Consider the following 16,390-nt stretch of genomic DNA (forward strand, 5'->3'; position numbering starts at 1 on the left):
CAAAACGGGCCGGTGAAGGTGTCTTTTTAGTCAGCCGTTGGTCAGCTGGCGGTGGATGCCCAGCAGGTCCTTGAACTTGACCCAGATTAGGTGGAAAGAAAAGGCCGACAGGAAGGATAGCACCACCGTCAATAGGAACAACAGGGGGAAGCCGATCATCAGCGGCAGGCAAAGCGGCTTCAATAGTTTCCAGCACCAATAGAGCCAGAAAACGTGGGAAAGGTAGGCCCGGTGAGCGTAGAGGGCAACCCAGTGCACCAGCGGCAGCCATTGGTTGCGGTCCTTTTGCATGTACAGTGCAAAGGTAGCAATCAGGCCGATCGTGGCTAGGTTGTAGAAAATCATCGATGGTAGGTAGTAGGGGGCGTTGGTCAGCCGGACCGGAATCCCGTAGCTGAAGAAGTTGAGGGTGACGTAATAGAAGAGGGCCAGCCAGATTACGACCTGACTCAGCCAATGCTGCTTGAGGAACGCGGCCAACCGGGGATAGCACTGCCAGAGGACCGTCCCCGCGGTTGCAAAGACCAGAAAACTAGGGAAGACTCGGTCGAGCAGGTACCAACGCTGGGCTTCCGGCCCGTGAAACACCCGGAGTGCATAAGTCAGGTGCCAGCTGAGCTCAAATATTAACACCAGGATGAAAATGCCCACTGCCCGCCGGGGGCGTCGGTCGATCCACCGGGCGAGCAGCCAGAAGAGGGGCATGATGATGATAAACTGGAGCATCATCACGTTATACCAGAGGTGGGGTGCGGCGTTACCACTGATAAACTGCCAGCAAAAGCTTGCCAAGTTATGATAGTGCCCGTGTTGCTGCAACTGGGGTAAGAACAGCAGGTAGACCGTGGTCCAGAGGATCGAAGGAACAAACAGGACGTGCCAGCGATTATGTATAAAATGCGGGTAATCGTGCCAGCCGGCGCCCGGGTGGGTCCTGATTGTTGAGAACAGAATTCCGAAAATAAAGGCAGATGCACTGAATTTGGCTAATTCATAGAAGCCGCCCAGAAAAAATTGCTGGCCAATCGGGGGCTGGCCCTGCATTAAAAAGGTGATGACCGATTGCAGCATTACCGTGGTAACCGCGAACATCTTCTCAAAATCACCGATATCGGCGTTGCTGTTTGAACCTAAATGCTCCATGTTAACCATATTCCTCCTTAATCTAAGACTAATTTTAACATTCTTATCCCGGTGGCAAAAGCTTAAGAAAGTAAGTCAGGCCGGGGATGACGGCACCGCTGCTGGGGTAAAAAAGTAAAGAAAATATTAATTGGACCGTATCAATTTTCAAAAAGGTTGACTTTAAATAAAAACAGGTTATCATAAAAGATGTAAATTGAATGATTTACGTTAGTTGTTTGAATTACACGAACGTATTTATTTATTCAGAAGGAGTGTATTTTTGATGGCAGTAGATTACGATTCCAAGCAATACTTGGAAAGTGTTGACGCTTACTGGCGTGCAGCCAACTACCTTTCAGTTGGTACTCTGTTCTTAATGAGCGACCCACTGTTACGTCAACCATTACAAGCTAAAGACGTTAAGCCAAAGCCAATTGGTCACTGGGGTACGATTGTTCCTCAAAACTTCATTTACGCACACTTGAACCGTGTAATTAAGAAGTACGACCTTGACATGTTCTACATCGAAGGTTCCGGTCACGGTGGTCAAGTTATGGTTAACAACTCATACCTTGACGGTTCATACACTGAAATTTACCCTGAATTTACTCAGGATGAAAAGGGTATGGCTAAGCTGTTCAAGCACTTCTCATTCCCTGGCGGAACTGCTTCACACGCCGCACCTGAAACTCCAGGTTCAATCCACGAAGGTGGGGAACTTGGTTACTCACTGTCACACGGTGTTGGTGCAATCTTAGATAACCCAGACGTTATCGCTGCTGTTGAAATTGGTGATGGTGAAGCTGAAACTGGCCCACTGGCTGCTTCATGGTTCTCAGACAAGTTCATCAACCCAATCAAGGATGGTGCCGTATTACCAATCATCCAAGTCAACGGTTTCAAGATTTCTAACCCAACTATCCTTTCCCGGATGAGCGACGAAGAACTTACTAAGTACTTCGAAGGTATGGGTTGGGAACCACACTTCGTTTCCGCATACAAGGAAGCTGACCGTGATGGTGAATTCAACGGTTACAAGGACCACATGGAAGTTCACGAAGAAATGGCTAAGACCCTTGATGCTGTTATTGAAAAGATCAAGGCTATCCAAAAGAACGCCCGTGAAAACAACGATGACTCACTGCCACAATGGCCAATGATCATCTTCCGTGCTCCTAAGGGTTGGACTGGTCCAAAGCAAGACTTGGATGGTAACCCAATCGAGAACTCATTCCGTGCTCACCAGATTCCTATTCCGGTATCACAAGATGACATGGAACACAAGGACATGCTTGTTGACTGGATGAAGTCATACAAGCCTGACGAACTGTTCGACGAAAACGGTCACCCAGTTGCTCTGGTTGAAGAAAACACTCCAGATGGTGACCGTCGGATGGCTATGAACCCAATCACCAATGGTGGTAAGGATCCTAAGCCACTGGTTCTGCCTAACTACCGCGACTTCGCTGTTGATGTTCAAAAGCCAGGTACGGTTATTAAGCAAGACATGCTTGAATGGGGTAAGTACCTCAGCAAGATGGCAGAACTGAACCCAGACACGTTCCGTGGTTTCGGTCCTGACGAATCCAAGTCAAACCGTCTGTACGCATTCCTTGACAACGACAAGCGTCAATGGATGGAAGGTATCCACGAACCAAACGATGAAGACTTGGCACCACAAGGTCGGATGATTGATTCACAACTGTCCGAACACCAAGCAGAAGGTTTCCTTGAAGGTTACACTCTGACTGGTCGTCACGGATTCTTCGCAACTTACGAAGCATTCGGTCGTGTTGTTGACTCCATGCTGACTCAACACATGAAGTGGTTACGGAAGGCTAAGGACCTCTACTGGCGTAAGCAATACCCAGCATTGAACTTCGTTGATACTTCAACTGTCTTCCAACAAGACCACAACGGTTACACTCACCAAGATCCAGGTCTGTTGACTCACATGTTCGAAAAGGAACGTCCAGACCTCGTTAAGGAATACCTGCCAGCTGATACTAACTCACTGATGGCTGTTTCTAACAAGGCCTTCAACGACCAAGAATGCATCAACATCTTCGTAACTTCCAAGCACCCACGTGCACAATGGTTCTCCATTGACGAAGCTACTGAATTGGTTGACAACGGTCTTGGCTACATTGATTGGGCTTCTACTGACCAAGGTAGCGAACCAGATGTTGTCTTCGCTTCTGCTGGTACTGAACCAACTGAAGAAGCTCTTGCCGCTATCGACATTCTTCATGACAACTTCCCTGAATTGAAGATTCGTTACATCAACATCATCGAAATCATGAAGTTGATGAAGACCGACAAGAACCCAGAAGGTCTGACTGACGCTGAATTCAACCGTTACTTCACTACGGACAAGCCAGTTATCTTCGCATGGCACGGTTTCCGTGACATGATCCAAGCTCTGTTCTTCGACCGTGCTAACCGGAACGTTCACATCCACTCATACGAAGAAAATGGTGACATCACCACTCCATTCGACATGCGTGTATTGAACGAACTTGACCGGTTCCACCTTGCTAAGGACGCTATCCAAAGCGTACCTGGCTACGAACAGAAGAGTGCTGCATTTGTTGCCAAGATGGACAACATGATCAACAAGCACAACCACTACATCCGTTCAGAAGGTAAGGACTTGCCGGAAGTTACTAACTGGACTTGGAAGGGTCTTAAGTAATCGACTGCTGATTACTAAATAACACTCATTAAATAAAGAGGACGTTAATTTAACGTCCTCTTTTTTGTTATATGTGGTGAAAGCCGCTTGCTCGGTTGAAGCTGATAGCTGGATCAGCTCGGCTGGGCAAGCGGCTTTTAAGATTGGTTATTTCTTGGGAATGATGATTCGCTGTTCAAAATAGTGGTTCTTTGCGCTGCGGTCATTGCTGATTCTCGGATAACGGGCGAGGATGATCTGGAGGTTGCGGAGCCCCAGGTGGTGGTTTTTCCCCAGGGTGACGGTATGGGCGATGGCGGTGAGCCGCGCTAGATCCACCTTTTCCTCGGCGGTCGAATTACCAACCACGATGAATTGGGCGAACTGGTTTTCGTAAAGGCTGAAGTTAATCAGCTTCTTTTCTGAGTTTTCTGCTGCCTTGATGGCGTTGTCGAAGAGAATCGTGATGATTCTGATTGCATCAACCTGCTGAAGGGCCTGGGTGAGCTTAATGGGGTCGGCAATCTCGACCTCCAAGTTGAGTCCCTTATCCATGGCCGTTGAAATCTTGTTGAAGACGACCGCCTTGATCCCGGGATCCGCGATGTTCTTGAGGGGGCCGATTATTCCGGTGGGGACCTTGATGCTCCGCTGGGTGGCCCTGGTCAGGTGGTTGAGGGCCCGCTTGGCGTAGTCCAGGTTATTGGTCTCCAGGGCGCTGGTGAGGCTGTAAAGAATGTTTTGGTAATCGTGGCGGAAGCGGCGCAGGTCATCCGTCATCACTTCCAACTGGCTGGTGTACTTGGCCAGGTTAGCCAGCCGGTGTTCGGTGATGATGACTCGGTCGCGATTGGCGAGGTACTTGCTCGTTACTGACATCAGGATGAGTACGACGACGAAGTAACCGATAACCACTGCCAGGTACGCTAGGTAATCGGCAAGTGGTGACGCACTTTCCGGGAGAATTGGTGGTAACATCAGTCGCTTATTGTAATGGGTATAGTAGAGAAAGTAGCACAGTGGCAGGAAGGCCATACTAAACAGCCATTCGGTAAGGGGATGGTTGTTTTGTAGCCGGGTTAGGTATTGGTGGAAAAAGTTCCGGGTGAGCAGGATGATGATTAGGGCGACGCCATAGCAGATCAGGAGGATGACGCTTGCTAAGAAAAAGGCGACGTCGGTGCTAAGGCGAAGTAAGTGGACGATCTTGAGTGTTTGAATAACCTCCGGAACGCTAGCTTGCGTAAAATAATAAATTAACATGCTATAGCCGAAGCTGGCCACCAGGTTGGTTAGTGAACCGTTGCCGTGATCTGCCCACAGGTATGCCAGCATGATGGTGATGATGATCCAGATCAGATCATTGAGCAGAAAATAGAACGGTAAGAAGAGGGCGCCAATGCCGATGATCAGGTAGAAGTACCACGGCAGCCTTTGTGGCTGGAGATGGTTATAGGTACCGAGAAGAAAGATGGGATAGAAAACAGAATCTTTAATTATCCAGCCGATCAAGTAGCTGATCGACGGGGTTAATGTAAAGGGATTGATGAGATTGAAATAGATCATGTTCTTAAAACAGCCTTTGCAAAAAATATTGTATACTTAAAGTCATACATTAATTTGGGAGAAATGACAATGAAAAATAAGGAATTAAGCATTACCTGCCCCCATTGCGGTAAGTTGAACGTGATCGGCAGTCGGCGGTGCAGCAACTGCGGGCAGCTGTTGCCCGCCCAAGAGCACTGGGAGTGGCGAGAGCAGCGCCACCTGTCTAGACGGGTAATCGGGACGATCATCACCTGTGTAGTCGTTCTGGCAATGTTGCTGCTGGGGATCAGTATTCAGCATAACCAAGTGTTATCCTACACGACCTTTGTAAACTCCGCTCCGCAAAAGGTGCTGTTTTACGATACCCACCACCGCCACGTTAAAACGATTTACTTAATTGGCGACCGGCGAAAGAAAGTGGCCGATGGGATCCGGGGGACACTTGTGGTGGCCAAGCAGATTTACCCTAGCGGTAAGTTGAGGTCAGTTCGTTATACTGATAGTCGCCAGCGCGGCACGCTTAAGATTAATTCGGCACCGGCAATGACGTTTTACTACCCAAGCCGCACCGCCAAGCTGAAATCCAATGGCCGCTGCAAGATTGCCGGACATCCAGAAGTTAAGTACTTCAGCTGGCAGGGGACTAGCGGCAGTATGACTAAATAATTTTCAGTGGCGACTCGAGGGACTTCAGCCGGGCAAAGAGGAGCCTCGTCCGGAGCCGGGAGAACGGGTAATCCTGTTTGTCACCCTTAAAACGGAGGGTGTGATGCTTGAGGTTCACGGAAACAACCTTAAGTGGGTTAATCAGGTAATGACGGTGAGCCCGAAAGAGGACGGTAAACTCGCTTTCGAGCTCGTTTAACGTGGCGTTAATGGTAAGTACCTGATTGTCCGTAGTATGGAGTAGCGACTGGTGTGAGTTGGTGGGGCTGGGCTCGAAGTAGTAGATGGTGTTCAGGTCCTCTTTCAAGTATCCCGCGTTGGTCTTCAGTGTCAGCCATTGAACGGGGCGTTGGTGTTGGAGCTTCTTGGTGATAAACACAAAGTCGTCCTTGAGCTTGGCCGCAATGTTGTCCTGGTCCTTGGCAATGAAGTCTAGCGCCTCGCTCTTGAACTTGTAAGTAGTGGCGAGGAATTCATCGTGGACGGTGACGAAGATAATTGTGGCAAAGGCATCGTGTTGCCGAATCTGCTGGCTAACCTGCAGGCCGGCTTTTTTGTTGCCGGCGATCTCGATGTCGAGGAGGAAAACATTATTAACGTTTGGCTTCGGGAGCTGGGCCGTCAATGAATTGGCATCGGTGAAGGAGAGAATATTCATCTCGGGGACCTTCAGTTCTGCCTGAATCTTGCGGAGCGTTTGCTCGAGATAACGTTGTTCGATCCATTTATCTTCCAGAATAAAAACGTTCATTATTAATCTCCCCTTAAATCTGTTCATTAATCATGATAATGGCATTTTCACTGAATCACCATCGTTTCAGTAATTATGTACCTTTGACTGAAGAAAACGTCACTTTACTGAAAAGGCGGCGGTCACGAGCCGCGTCCGGCTGGGTAGGCAAACTATGCTATAATTAGCAGGCTGATATTAACATGGAGGATTTTGGAATGAGTTCATTAAAACAAGCGAGTAAGACCTACTTAACGATTGGGTCATTGATATTTGGAATGATCTTTGGGGCGGGAAACCTGGTCTTCCCGGTTCACTTGGGACAGCTGGCTGGTGCTAACTGGCTGCCCGCCGCGGTGGGCTTCATTGTCTCTGGGGTATTCCTGCCCCTCTTTGCCCTGCTGGCCATCAGTATTACCCGGTCCCGGGGACTCTTTGAGCTGGCTCTGCCGGTGGGTCCGTGGTTTGCCCTGATTTTTCTGGTATTGGTCCACGCCACGATCGGGCCGCTTTGTGCAACGCCGCGTTCGGCCACAGTGCCGTATGCGATTGGGGTGGCCCCCTACCTCAGCGCGGCCATGCAGCCGTGGGGCTTGGCAATCTACACCGGGCTGTTCTTCCTGCTGGTGTACTTCTTCGCTACCCGGGAGGGCAAGATCACGGAGATCATCGGGAAGGTCCTCAACCCGATCTTTCTAGTGATGCTTTTTGTCATCTTCCTCATGGCTTTTATCCGGCCGATGGGGAGTATGTATGCGCCTAAGCCGACGAGCGAGTACTTGCAGCATGCCTTTTCTAGCGGCTTCTTGCAGGGATATAACACGATGGATGCCCTGGCGATGCTGATCTTTGGGGTGGCCATCATTGCGGCCGTCCAGCAGATGGGTTTTGAGCGGGGACAGCAGACCTCCCTGGCAACGGTTAAGGGGGGCACAATCGGCATTGCCGGTGTCGGAGTCATGTACTTGGGGCTAATCTACCTCGGAACGACCAGCCGTAACCACTTTTCCATTGCGGCTAACGGTGGGACAACCCTTAACCAGGTGGCCCACTACTACATGGGCAACTTTGGAAATGCCCTGCTGCTGACCCTGGCCACGATTACCTGCATGACGACCGCAATGGGACTGGTGATTTCATTTTCCCAAGACTTCCACGACCGTTTCCCACAGATCTCCTACAAGACTTTCCTGCGTCTGAACTGCCTTCTGTCGTTTGCCATCGCCAACCTGGGGCTGGATAAGATTGTAACCTGGTCTACTCCGGTCCTGATGCTCCTGTACCCGCTGGCGATCGTTCTCATCCTTTTGGGGATGCTTTCACCGCTGTTTGATAACGCGCCGGTGGTTTATCGCTGGGGGCTGCTGTTTACCTTCGTCCCAGCCGTCCTGGACATGGTCAACGCCTTCCCGCCGGTGCTCCGTAACTTGGCGGGCAGTCAGGCGCTGATTAGATTTGCCAGCCACCTCCCCCTGTACCAGTTGGGGCTCGGCTGGGTATTGTTTGCCATCGTTGGGATTGCTTGCGGCCTGCTGGCTTGGCGGCTGGATGCATCGCGTAGGCAACGGTAGTGTATTATAATGTAGGTATCATAAATGTGGCGAGGAGGTGACCATTTTGGCTAGACAGTATTTGAGCATTGATGTCGGCGGGACTGCGGTGAAGAGTGCCCGGATCGACCATTCAGGCAACATCATTGTCAAGCGGCGGGTTGCAACGCCCCGTGACCAGCAAAGCTTTCTTCACCTGCTGACCAGTATTGTAAATCGTCAGCCAGGGGTCGCCGCCATCTGTGTGAGCGTGCCAGGCATCGTCAACCCGGCTACCGGAGCAGTTAAGTTTACCGGGGCCCTGGCCTTCATGGGCAGCTTCCCGCTCGCGGCCTACCTGCGTCAATACGCTGGTTTGCCGGTCTACGTTGGCAACGACGCCAACTGCGCAACCCTGGCGGAACTCTGGCTGGGTAACCTGACCGATGTTGAAAACGGGGCCGTGATCACCCTGGGGACCTCGGTCGGCGGGGGCCTCGTCATCAACGGTCAGCTGGTCCATGGGCCCCACTTCCGGGCAGGGGAACTCAGCGCCATCATCAATAACTATGACCATACCGACCCGCACCAGGCGACGGTAGGGGCCAGTACTTCGGCCGTTAAGATGATCATGGCAGTCGCCAAAGCCTGCCAGTTGCCGGACCCCACGGACGGTCGGCGGGCGTTTGAGAAGATCAATAAACGCGAGGAGCCGGCCTGGCCCATCTTTACTGCCTTCTGTCGGCGGGTCGCGGTCCTGCTGATCAGCGTGCAGGCGGTGGTTGACCTGGACCGGATCGTGATCGGCGGGGGGATTAGCGCTCAGCCGATCCTGATCAGTGAGATTTGCCACCAGTTTCGGCTGCTTCAGGAGGGGGATCGGCGGCTCATGGATGACATTGAAATGCCGACGATCATGGCGGCCCGCTTTGGGAACGGGGCCAACCTGCTGGGCGCCTTGTATGGCTTGCTATTGAAAATTGAGGAGGATGAATAGGATGCGGGCAGTGGCAACAGACATTGACGGGACCTTTTTGACCAGCCAGCGCGACTACGACCGGCGGCTGTTTGCTAAGGTGTATGCAAGGCTGGTGGAAAAGAACATTAGATTCATCGTAGCCAGTGGTGACCAGTACTACTTCTTGCGCAGCCTTTTCCCAAAAATTGCTGACCAACTAGCCTTTGTAGCGGAAAACGGTGTGCTGACGATTGACCGGGATGCAGAGGTCCACTGCGGCCAGTTGGCGGTAGCGGATGTCCGGGCCGGTGATTGACTATCTGGAACAGCTGCCGGAGGTTAACTTTGTTGTCTGCGGCCGCCGCAGCGCCTACGTTCTGACCAGTGCACCGGCCGACTTTCGGGTGGGTGCGCGGCGGTTCTATACCCGACTCAGGGAGGTTGCCGACTTCTCGGCAATTTACGATGACGTGATCTTCAAGTTCGCCCTGGTGGTCCCGCCAGCCCAACAGGAGCAGATTTCCCGGGAAATTGCCACCCGCTTTGCCGGAACCATCCGGGCAACCTCCAGCGGTAACGGGGCGATTGACCTGATCATTCCCGGAATGGACAAGTCCCACGGCCTCAAATTGCTGCTGGCGCGATGGGGGCTCGGTCCGGATGACCTGGTGGTGTTTGGGGACGGCGAGAACGACCTCGAGATGTTTGCCTTGGCGAAGACCAGCTACGCGATGGGAAACGCGCCGCAAAACGTTCAGCAAGCGGCGACGCACGTCATCGGGACCAACGATGAGCAGGCAGTACTGCACACGCTGGAGAAATTGGAGGGAGTAAAATGAAAGTTCAATTCAAACATAACTTTTACCGCGGCATTGGTTTCTACGTTAATCTTGTTCTGGTTGGCATCTGTGTGTACAGCTTTACGGGCGATACGTCAGTCGGGGAGTACATCATCGACAGCATTTTCCTGCTGGCATTTATCATGGGCCTGTTGTTTGAGATTTTTAGTGTGCAACGTAAGTAGGAATATATGAGTAAAAAATAACCTAAGGCGATCATTCGGTTGCCTTAGGTTATTTCTATTTTAAGATCATTTTTTCATGTAAGGGAAATGGGCCATCTCGGGTAGGCGGTCCCAGCGTACTGGGTAACCGGCGCCGTGAGCACAGAAGACCGAGTCGGGGGTGTTTTCCAGGTCCGCAACTGGATCGTAGTGCCGGTCCATAATGATCTCTTCCGCGTTGTGACATGGCTGGTAGCCGGCGACAACACACTCAAGCTGCCCCTGGCCGTGGGTGTAGTTCCGCACCGCTTGGGCATAATCACGCATCGTCGCCACCGGAGCCTTGCCGGTGATAGTGGTGGCCACTCCGTTATCTGTCCCGAGCTGGAAAGTGCCGGCCATCCGTTGAATGTCATTGATGGCCCGGCCGACCTCGGTCTGGGGGACCGTTAGGCGGAATTGATACCAGGGTTCCAGTAACTGGCACTTATCCTGGGCCCGGAGCTCCATCAACCCCTGTCGTACTGCCCGCCAGGTAGCCTCCCGGAAGTCGCCGCCGACCGAGTGGACGATGCTGCCCCGGCCACCGACCAGGGTAATCTTGACGTCGGTCAGCGGGGCGCCGATCAGGACCCCACGGTGCTCTTTGGCACCCAGACTGGTCATGATCTGCTGCTGCCAATTATGGCTGAGGACATCGGTACGGCACTGATCGGCGAAGGTCAGCCCGCTTCCCGGTTGGCCAGGTTCCAGCAGGAGGTGAACCTCGGCGTAGTGACGAAGGGGTTCAAAGTGGCCGACTCCCTCGACTGATCCAGTGATCGTCTCCTGATAAAGGATGCTTCCCTGATCGAAGCCCAGGTGAAGCTGGAAGCGTTCGGCCAGGAGTTGTTGGAGAACTTCGAGCTGGACCTCGCCCATCAGGCGAACGTGAATCTCCTGGAGGTGCTCCGACCAAGTGACGACCAGTTGGGGATCTTCATCCGCCAGCTGCCGCAGCGCCGTCAAGCAGGCATGAAGATCATTTCCCTGGGGATCGACGGCGTAGCTTAGGACCGGCTGAAAAGTGGCTTGCGGCAGGTCTTCTTCGTTCCCCAGGCCCTGCCCGGGGAAGGTCGTCTCGAGCCCTGTGACTGCACAGACATCTCCAGCAGGAACGGTCTGTTTAATATCAAACTTGGCCCCGTTGTAGTCACGGAGCTGGTTGGCCTTTTGCTCGCCGACCAGTGTGGCCTTCGCCTGGAGTTGGCCGCCGGTAACCCGCAGCCATGTCAATCGGTCATTTTTATCGTGGGAGATCTTGAAAATGCGGGCCCCGAACTTCTGATGGGGAGTAAACGGCATGGTCCACTTGGCAAGACCAGCCAATAAGTCATCGACCCCGGTCAGCTTGAGAGCCGCCCCGGCATAACATGGGAAGACCTTTCGTTCACGGATCAGCCGTTGGATCGTTGCGGACTGGAGCTGGTCAATTTCCAGGTACTCGGTCAACGCAGCGTCATCCTGGCTGGCGATGGCCTCGATGGTGTCAGTGTTGAGCGGATCAAAGAACTGCAGGCAGCCTGGTGAACAAGATTTCTGCAGTTCTTTGAGAACGGCAGAAACGTCGGCCCCAACACTGTCCGTCTTATTGATAAAGATGAAGGTGGGAACCTGATAGTGGCGAAGAAGTCGCCAGAGCGTCAGCGTGGTCCCCTCAAGCCCGTTTGTCGCGTCCACCACCAGGATGGCATAATCGAGGACTTGCAAGACCTGTTCTGTCTGGGCCACAAAGTCGATGTGGCCGGGAGTATCCAGCAGGGTGATTCCCAGGTTGCCGTATTTAAACTGGGCCTCGTGAGAGAAGATGGTAATTCCCCGTTTCTTTTCCAGCTGGTCAGGGTCAAGGAAGGCATCGCCATTGTCGACCCGGCCGAGCTTCCGGCGGGCTCCTGTCCGGTAGAGCAAGGCCTCCGAAAGGGTCGTCTTGCCGGCATCCACATGGGCTACAATCCCCATCACGATCTTCTTCACCAAATAATCCCCCTTACTTTTCGATCTGGACAACAAGGACGTCACAATGGGCGGTCCGGTTGACATAGTTAGTAACTGATCCGACCACGAATCGTTCGAAGCCGGAAAGCCCGGTGGTCCCAATGACGATCAGGTCGTTGTGGTGGTCTTTAGGGAATTCGCGAGCAATAACCCGCTTGGGGTTCCCAAACCGAATGTGGATGTTGACGTCCTTAACGCCGGCCTTTTCTGCCCGGGCCTTGAGATCGTCCAACCGTTCTCTAGTAGTCCGAACAGCGTCGTAGGTGTTCTTTTCACTTAAAACGGCGTTGCTGTAGCCGTCGGTAATTTGGTCAACTTGGGTGACGTTTAAAATGTCGAGGCTGGCATCATTCCGGATGGCGCTGTCGATTGCGGCGTCGAGGACTTGACTGGTGGCCTTGGAACCATCAACTGCAACTAGGATCTTGTGGTATTGGAAATCGTCTGTCATCTTCAAAACTCCTTACAATTTACTTATTTATCCCTATTATAAGGGGTTTAGCCTGGTCATAACATAAATATTCACGCTTTTAAGGGATATTTATTGAAAACGTTTACTAAGAGGACTACACTACAAATGTAGTTTGATTGTCAATTTAGAAACATGCTTTTGAAGAAGAGGGGCAAAAATATGCGTTATGTTTCAATGACATCCCACAACATCGGGATGAACCTAGCAACGGAACAGTATTTGATGAATGATAAGGATTTCGGCAATGAGCCGCTGGTCTTGTTCTACTACGAAGAACCATGCATCATCGTTGGCCGGAATCAGAATACTGCCGAGGAAATCAACCAGGATTACGTTAAGGAACACAACATCCGGGTTACCCGGCGGCTGTCTGGTGGTGGTGCGGTCTACCAGGACCTGGGGAACCTCTGCTTCAGCTTCGTGGTGCCAAGCGACAGCGAAGAATTTGGTGACTTCAAGTCCTTTACGCAGCCGATCGTTGATGTCTTGCACAAGATGGGGGCTACGGGTGCCGAAGTCAGTGGCCGGAACGACATCCTGGTTGACGGCAAGAAGTTCTCCGGCAATGCTATGTACTCCCGGAATGGCAAGACCTTCTCACACGGTACCTTAATGCTGGATGTTGACCTGAGCGTGGTTGCCGATGCCCTGCACGTTGCCAAGGACAAGATCGCATCTAAGGGGATCAAGTCAGTTCGCAGTCGGGTTACTAATCTGCGGCCATACCTGAGCGATGAATATAAGGATATCGATGTTCCAACCTTCCGCGATGACCTCATCAAGGGCCTCTTCCATGTTGACAGTCTTGACGAAATCAAGGATAAGCAGTATGTCGTAACCCCAGAAGATCAAAAGGAAATCGACAAGATCTATGAACAGTACTACAACAACTGGGACTGGGTCTACGGCAAGAACCCCGAATTTACGACTAAGCGGCGCAAGCACTTTGATATGGGAACCATCGATGCCCGGCTGGATGTCAAGGATGGTGTGATCAAGAACATCAAGTTCTTCGGTGACTTCTTCGGCCCACAGGACGTCACGAAACTGGCTGACCAGCTCAAGGGCGTTAAGTATGACCATGATGCCATCAAGCAGGCCTTAGACGATGCTGGTACTCAGCAGTACATTACCGGGATCCCAACTGACGAGATTGCGGACCTCCTGGCATAATTGAGCTTCACATGAATATTTAGTAAAATAGGATCAAGACACCAAATGTGGCCATCCTATTTTTTATTTGGCCAATAGAAAGCGAGTAATTATATGAAAAATTCTGAAAAGGTCATTACTGTAACGTCGTTTACGGCAATTGTTGCCTTGGTACTCGACGCCATCATGTTTGCCCAGCATGGTCTTTCCCTGCTGTCCATTAGCGTGTGGCCGCGGCTGGCACTGTTCATCATCTTGGCGGCGATCGTCGACGGCTTGGCCATGGTCAAGATGCGTTTCTGCGGGTACGCCACGATCCTGGTGAACCTTTACTTTGCGATTGCCTGTCTGGCAGCTTTCCAGATGGTCACACCGCGGACGAGTGCTTATGGCCTGCTGGTAGAGGCCCTGAGCATTATTGGGATCCTGCTGGGCGCAGCGGGAATCTACTATGGGGTCAAGCAACGTTCCGACTACACCAAGGCACGGATTGAGAAGCTGATGAAGAAGGCGAAGGAAAAATGAAGTTAACGGTTGATGACTACCTTAAAATGGTGACGACTGACAAGGTCCAAGTCAAAGATGATGACAAGACGGCTACCCAGGCCCAGCAAAAGAAGACCTTGACGGCAGCAGTTGAGTTTATGCAAGAGCAGCTCAACCGCGGTTACCTTGGCCAGTATCGGGCCAATGTGCGGATGAGAAAGGGCGATCCGGTCAGCTTCCGATTGGAGTGCAACCTAATCAACATTCCAATGGACGAGGCCGAGCGCCTGGATCCCAAGTTGCTGGATAAGGAGCCGGCCTATCCGGTGAATCTCTACATGATCGTGGAAAGTGATGACGTTAATAAGACGGGGCTCCGGATCGACGAGCTGGCCAATGAAACCGATCAAGCACAACCAGCTGGCTCTTTGGTAGCTAAGATTCAGCCATGGTTGGCTGATCACTTGGCAGCTGTGATGGAAGCACGGGCATAGTGTTTGCTTCCAGTAGTGGGATGTACTATAATACTAATTGCGATGAGTCGAGAGGTCTGGTAGCGACCCAAATTGCTGCCATTACTTTTTCGATATGTGGGGCACGTTAACCCACCGGATTGTGGGGTGCCCGGTTGATGACGAAGTGGACATCGTCACTAGCCTGAGATAGGATCAATACACAAAGAAAGGCGCGACACCGTGATGGTGCCGCGCCTTTTTGATTTCCTGGGAAATGTTTTCCAACTTATTTCTAATAACGCATGCCGGTGTACTTCTTACTGAGGACGATGATTAGGATCGTTGCCAGGATCCCGTAGACGGCACCCACGTAACCGAGGTGGTTCAGCGAGGTGAATTGGACCGCGGTTGAGGCAGTGAAGGAACCGAGGGAGATTCCGATGTTGGCGAAGATGGAGTTCAATGATGAAGCCAAGTCAAGGGACTGGGGATAGTCCTTTTCGGCAATGTCTAAAAACATCAACTGGGTAGATGCACCATAGCAGGAGAAGGCCACGCAGAGAAGGGCCACGACGATGATTGCCAGCCACTTAAAGCTCAAGAGGGGCCCAAATGCAATGTAGAGGATGGTCATGGCAATGTAGATGCTGCCAAGCCGATGGACCCCGCCCCGGTCGGCGAGGTAGCCGCCAAACTTATTACCGATGATGAAGAAGATCCCCATCCCGAACAGCAGCCAGTTTAGCCAGGTATTATCAAAGCCCATTTCATTGGTGATCAGTGGCCGGATATACGTGTAGATGGTGTAGTCTGCTGCGCACACCGTTACGATGAAAGTAACCCCGAGCAGGACCCGGCTATCCTTCAATAGGCTAAACTGTTTGCCGAGACTGCTTTGGACTTGCGGCGTATCCCGTGGCACGAGCCAGATCAATCCGGCAAAGACTAGGATCGTCAGTCCGGAGATCATCCAGAAGCTATCGTGCCAGGAGAAGGTAGTACTGATCACTGTCCCGATTGGGATTCCCACGACCGAGGCAATACTGAAGCCGGCAAAGACCCATGAGACCAGACTGGCCCGTTTTTCCCGTGGCGCGACGAAACTGGCCATGACGAGGACCATGGAGATGATTGCCCCGGCCACCGTCGCAGTCAAAATCCGGGAAAAGAGGAGGGAGTAGTAGTTGCTTGCCATGGCGGACCAGGTATTGCCGATGAAAAATACCACCATTAGGAATAAGAGGACCCGGTGTCTTCTCCAGCGGTTGGCCGCCGAGGTAATGATCGGGGTGAAGATGGCGTAGATCAGCGCGAAGACCGTTACTAAGAGGCCCAGCCGGGAAAGCGAGTCATGATACTCGTGAGCGATATCGGGGAGGACCCCGACGATCATGTACTCGTTGCAACCGAGCATGAAGGCCACGAAGACAAAGAGAATTGCTTGCAGACGATATTTCATAATTGCTACCGATCGACAGGCAGGAAGGCCGTCGAATTTTCCTTTCTAAAAGATTTCAAGCTCACAATAGTGTAACCGAGATAGACCAATAATGCCAGT

16 protein-coding genes are annotated in these 16,390 nt (G+C 51.9%); 10 read left to right on the plus strand and 6 right to left on the minus strand.

The features are described 5' to 3' along the window. Nucleotides 1–30 precede the first annotated feature (30 nt). Complete coding sequence (locus tag ACI31J_RS04515; protein ID WP_439773244.1) at nucleotides 31–1,143, minus strand: acyltransferase family protein; 1,113 nt, start codon at nucleotides 1,141–1,143, stop codon at nucleotides 31–33. Nucleotides 1,144–1,408: 265 nt separating this feature from the next. Here ACI31J_RS04515 and ACI31J_RS04520 point away from each other — a divergent pair, with 265 nt between their 5' ends. Next, the gene (locus ACI31J_RS04520; protein WP_439773245.1) at nucleotides 1,409–3,820 is read left to right on the plus strand and encodes a phosphoketolase family protein; all 2,412 of its coding nucleotides are present in this window, start codon (nucleotides 1,409–1,411) and stop codon (nucleotides 3,818–3,820) included. Between the two features lie 147 nt (nucleotides 3,821–3,967). Here the strand turns inward: ACI31J_RS04520 and ACI31J_RS04525 are convergent, their stop codons facing one another. Beyond that, a complete protein-coding gene (locus ACI31J_RS04525; protein WP_439773246.1) occupies nucleotides 3,968–5,365 on the minus strand; it encodes a GHKL domain-containing protein in 1,398 nt (465 codons plus the stop codon). A gap of 69 nt (nucleotides 5,366–5,434) precedes the next feature. Here ACI31J_RS04525 and ACI31J_RS04530 point away from each other — a divergent pair, with 69 nt between their 5' ends. Beyond that, entirely contained in the window at nucleotides 5,435–6,013 is a 579-nt protein-coding gene (locus tag ACI31J_RS04530; protein ID WP_439773247.1) for a hypothetical protein, read from the plus strand. On the opposite strand, the gene ACI31J_RS04535 is transcribed toward ACI31J_RS04530, so the two are convergent. After that, nucleotides 6,006–6,764 carry a DNA-binding response regulator gene (locus tag ACI31J_RS04535; RefSeq protein WP_439773248.1) on the minus strand — a complete coding sequence of 253 codons (759 nt, stop codon included), beginning with the start codon at nucleotides 6,762–6,764 and terminating at the stop codon, nucleotides 6,006–6,008. The genes ACI31J_RS04530 and ACI31J_RS04535 overlap by 8 nt on opposite strands. 197 nt (nucleotides 6,765–6,961) lie before the next feature. Between ACI31J_RS04535 and brnQ the strand changes: the two genes are divergently transcribed. Genes brnQ through ACI31J_RS04560 form a run of 5 tightly spaced genes read left to right on the plus strand, consistent with a single transcriptional unit; the run spans nucleotide 6,962 to nucleotide 10,254 of the window. Continuing rightward, nucleotides 6,962–8,314 carry a branched-chain amino acid transport system II carrier protein gene (gene brnQ / locus ACI31J_RS04540; RefSeq protein ID WP_439773249.1) on the plus strand — a complete coding sequence of 451 codons (1,353 nt, stop codon included), beginning with the start codon at nucleotides 6,962–6,964 and terminating at the stop codon, nucleotides 8,312–8,314. A gap of 46 nt (nucleotides 8,315–8,360) precedes the next feature. Then, entirely contained in the window at nucleotides 8,361–9,269 is a 909-nt protein-coding gene (locus tag ACI31J_RS04545) for an ROK family protein (protein WP_439773250.1), read from the plus strand. Nucleotide 9,270: 1 nt separating this feature from the next. Beyond that, nucleotides 9,271–9,546 (plus strand): HAD hydrolase family protein, encoded by a 276-nt coding sequence (locus tag ACI31J_RS04550; RefSeq protein WP_439773251.1) that lies wholly within the window; start codon nucleotides 9,271–9,273, stop codon nucleotides 9,544–9,546. Continuing rightward, nucleotides 9,539–10,069, plus strand: a complete 531-nt coding sequence (locus ACI31J_RS04555) for a Cof-type HAD-IIB family hydrolase (protein WP_439773252.1) — start codon at nucleotides 9,539–9,541, stop codon at nucleotides 10,067–10,069. Before ACI31J_RS04550 ends, ACI31J_RS04555 begins: the two co-directional genes overlap by 8 nt. Further along, entirely contained in the window at nucleotides 10,066–10,254 is a 189-nt protein-coding gene (locus ACI31J_RS04560; protein ID WP_439773253.1) for a hypothetical protein, read from the plus strand. The genes ACI31J_RS04555 and ACI31J_RS04560 overlap by 4 nt, the downstream gene beginning before the upstream one ends. A 66-nt stretch (nucleotides 10,255–10,320) precedes the next feature. Here the strand turns inward: ACI31J_RS04560 and ACI31J_RS04565 are convergent, their stop codons facing one another. After that, a complete protein-coding gene (locus ACI31J_RS04565; RefSeq protein ID WP_439773254.1) occupies nucleotides 10,321–12,246 on the minus strand; it encodes a GTP-binding protein in 1,926 nt (641 codons plus the stop codon). Nucleotides 12,247–12,259: 13 nt separating this feature from the next. Beyond that, the gene (locus tag ACI31J_RS04570) at nucleotides 12,260–12,718 is read right to left on the minus strand and encodes a universal stress protein (protein WP_439773255.1); all 459 of its coding nucleotides are present in this window, start codon (nucleotides 12,716–12,718) and stop codon (nucleotides 12,260–12,262) included. Nucleotides 12,719–12,898: 180 nt separating this feature from the next. Between ACI31J_RS04570 and ACI31J_RS04575 the strand changes: the two genes are divergently transcribed. The 3 genes from ACI31J_RS04575 to ACI31J_RS04585 all read left to right on the plus strand — a co-directional run bounded on the left by ACI31J_RS04575 (nucleotide 12,899) and on the right by ACI31J_RS04585 (nucleotide 14,871). Next, entirely contained in the window at nucleotides 12,899–13,912 is a 1,014-nt protein-coding gene (locus tag ACI31J_RS04575; RefSeq protein WP_439773256.1) for a lipoate--protein ligase, read from the plus strand. 93 nt (nucleotides 13,913–14,005) lie between these two features. Then, nucleotides 14,006–14,416 (plus strand): hypothetical protein, encoded by a 411-nt coding sequence (locus ACI31J_RS04580; protein WP_439773257.1) that lies wholly within the window; start codon nucleotides 14,006–14,008, stop codon nucleotides 14,414–14,416. Beyond that, nucleotides 14,413–14,871, plus strand: coding sequence for a hypothetical protein (locus ACI31J_RS04585; RefSeq protein ID WP_439773258.1), 459 nt, complete (start codon nucleotides 14,413–14,415; stop codon nucleotides 14,869–14,871). The genes ACI31J_RS04580 and ACI31J_RS04585 overlap by 4 nt, the downstream gene beginning before the upstream one ends. Before the next feature lie 253 nt (nucleotides 14,872–15,124). Here the strand turns inward: ACI31J_RS04585 and ACI31J_RS04590 are convergent, their stop codons facing one another. Next, the gene (locus ACI31J_RS04590; protein WP_439773259.1) at nucleotides 15,125–16,291 is read right to left on the minus strand and encodes an MFS transporter; all 1,167 of its coding nucleotides are present in this window, start codon (nucleotides 16,289–16,291) and stop codon (nucleotides 15,125–15,127) included. Between the last annotated feature and the right edge of the window lie 99 nt (nucleotides 16,292–16,390).

Origin of the sequence: Limosilactobacillus sp. (assembly GCF_051873075.1) — a bacterium.
GTDB lineage: Bacteria > Bacillota > Bacilli > Lactobacillales > Lactobacillaceae > Limosilactobacillus.

Excerpts from the sequence above, each read along its gene's own strand:
- ACI31J_RS04525 (WP_439773246.1), bottom strand. The coding sequence starts at position 5,365 with ATGATCTATTTCAATCTCATCAATCCCTTTACATTAACCCCGTCGATC.
- ACI31J_RS04580 (WP_439773257.1), top strand. The coding sequence starts at position 14,006 with ATGAAAAATTCTGAAAAGGTCATTACTGTAACGTCGTTTACGGCAATT.
- ACI31J_RS04560 (WP_439773253.1), top strand. The coding sequence starts at position 10,066 with ATGAAAGTTCAATTCAAACATAACTTTTACCGCGGCATTGGTTTCTAC.
- ACI31J_RS04590 (WP_439773259.1), bottom strand. The coding sequence starts at position 16,291 with ATGAAATATCGTCTGCAAGCAATTCTCTTTGTCTTCGTGGCCTTCATG.
- ACI31J_RS04575 (WP_439773256.1), top strand. The coding sequence starts at position 12,899 with ATGCGTTATGTTTCAATGACATCCCACAACATCGGGATGAACCTAGCA.
- ACI31J_RS04550 (WP_439773251.1), top strand. The coding sequence starts at position 9,271 with ATGCGGGCAGTGGCAACAGACATTGACGGGACCTTTTTGACCAGCCAG.
- ACI31J_RS04515 (WP_439773244.1), bottom strand. The coding sequence starts at position 1,143 with ATGGAGCATTTAGGTTCAAACAGCAACGCCGATATCGGTGATTTTGAG.
- ACI31J_RS04535 (WP_439773248.1), bottom strand. The coding sequence starts at position 6,764 with ATGAACGTTTTTATTCTGGAAGATAAATGGATCGAACAACGTTATCTC.
- brnQ (WP_439773249.1), top strand. The coding sequence starts at position 6,962 with ATGAGTTCATTAAAACAAGCGAGTAAGACCTACTTAACGATTGGGTCA.
- ACI31J_RS04520 (WP_439773245.1), top strand. The coding sequence starts at position 1,409 with ATGGCAGTAGATTACGATTCCAAGCAATACTTGGAAAGTGTTGACGCT.
- ACI31J_RS04570 (WP_439773255.1), bottom strand. The coding sequence starts at position 12,718 with ATGACAGACGATTTCCAATACCACAAGATCCTAGTTGCAGTTGATGGT.
- ACI31J_RS04530 (WP_439773247.1), top strand. The coding sequence starts at position 5,435 with ATGAAAAATAAGGAATTAAGCATTACCTGCCCCCATTGCGGTAAGTTG.
- ACI31J_RS04585 (WP_439773258.1), top strand. The coding sequence starts at position 14,413 with ATGAAGTTAACGGTTGATGACTACCTTAAAATGGTGACGACTGACAAG.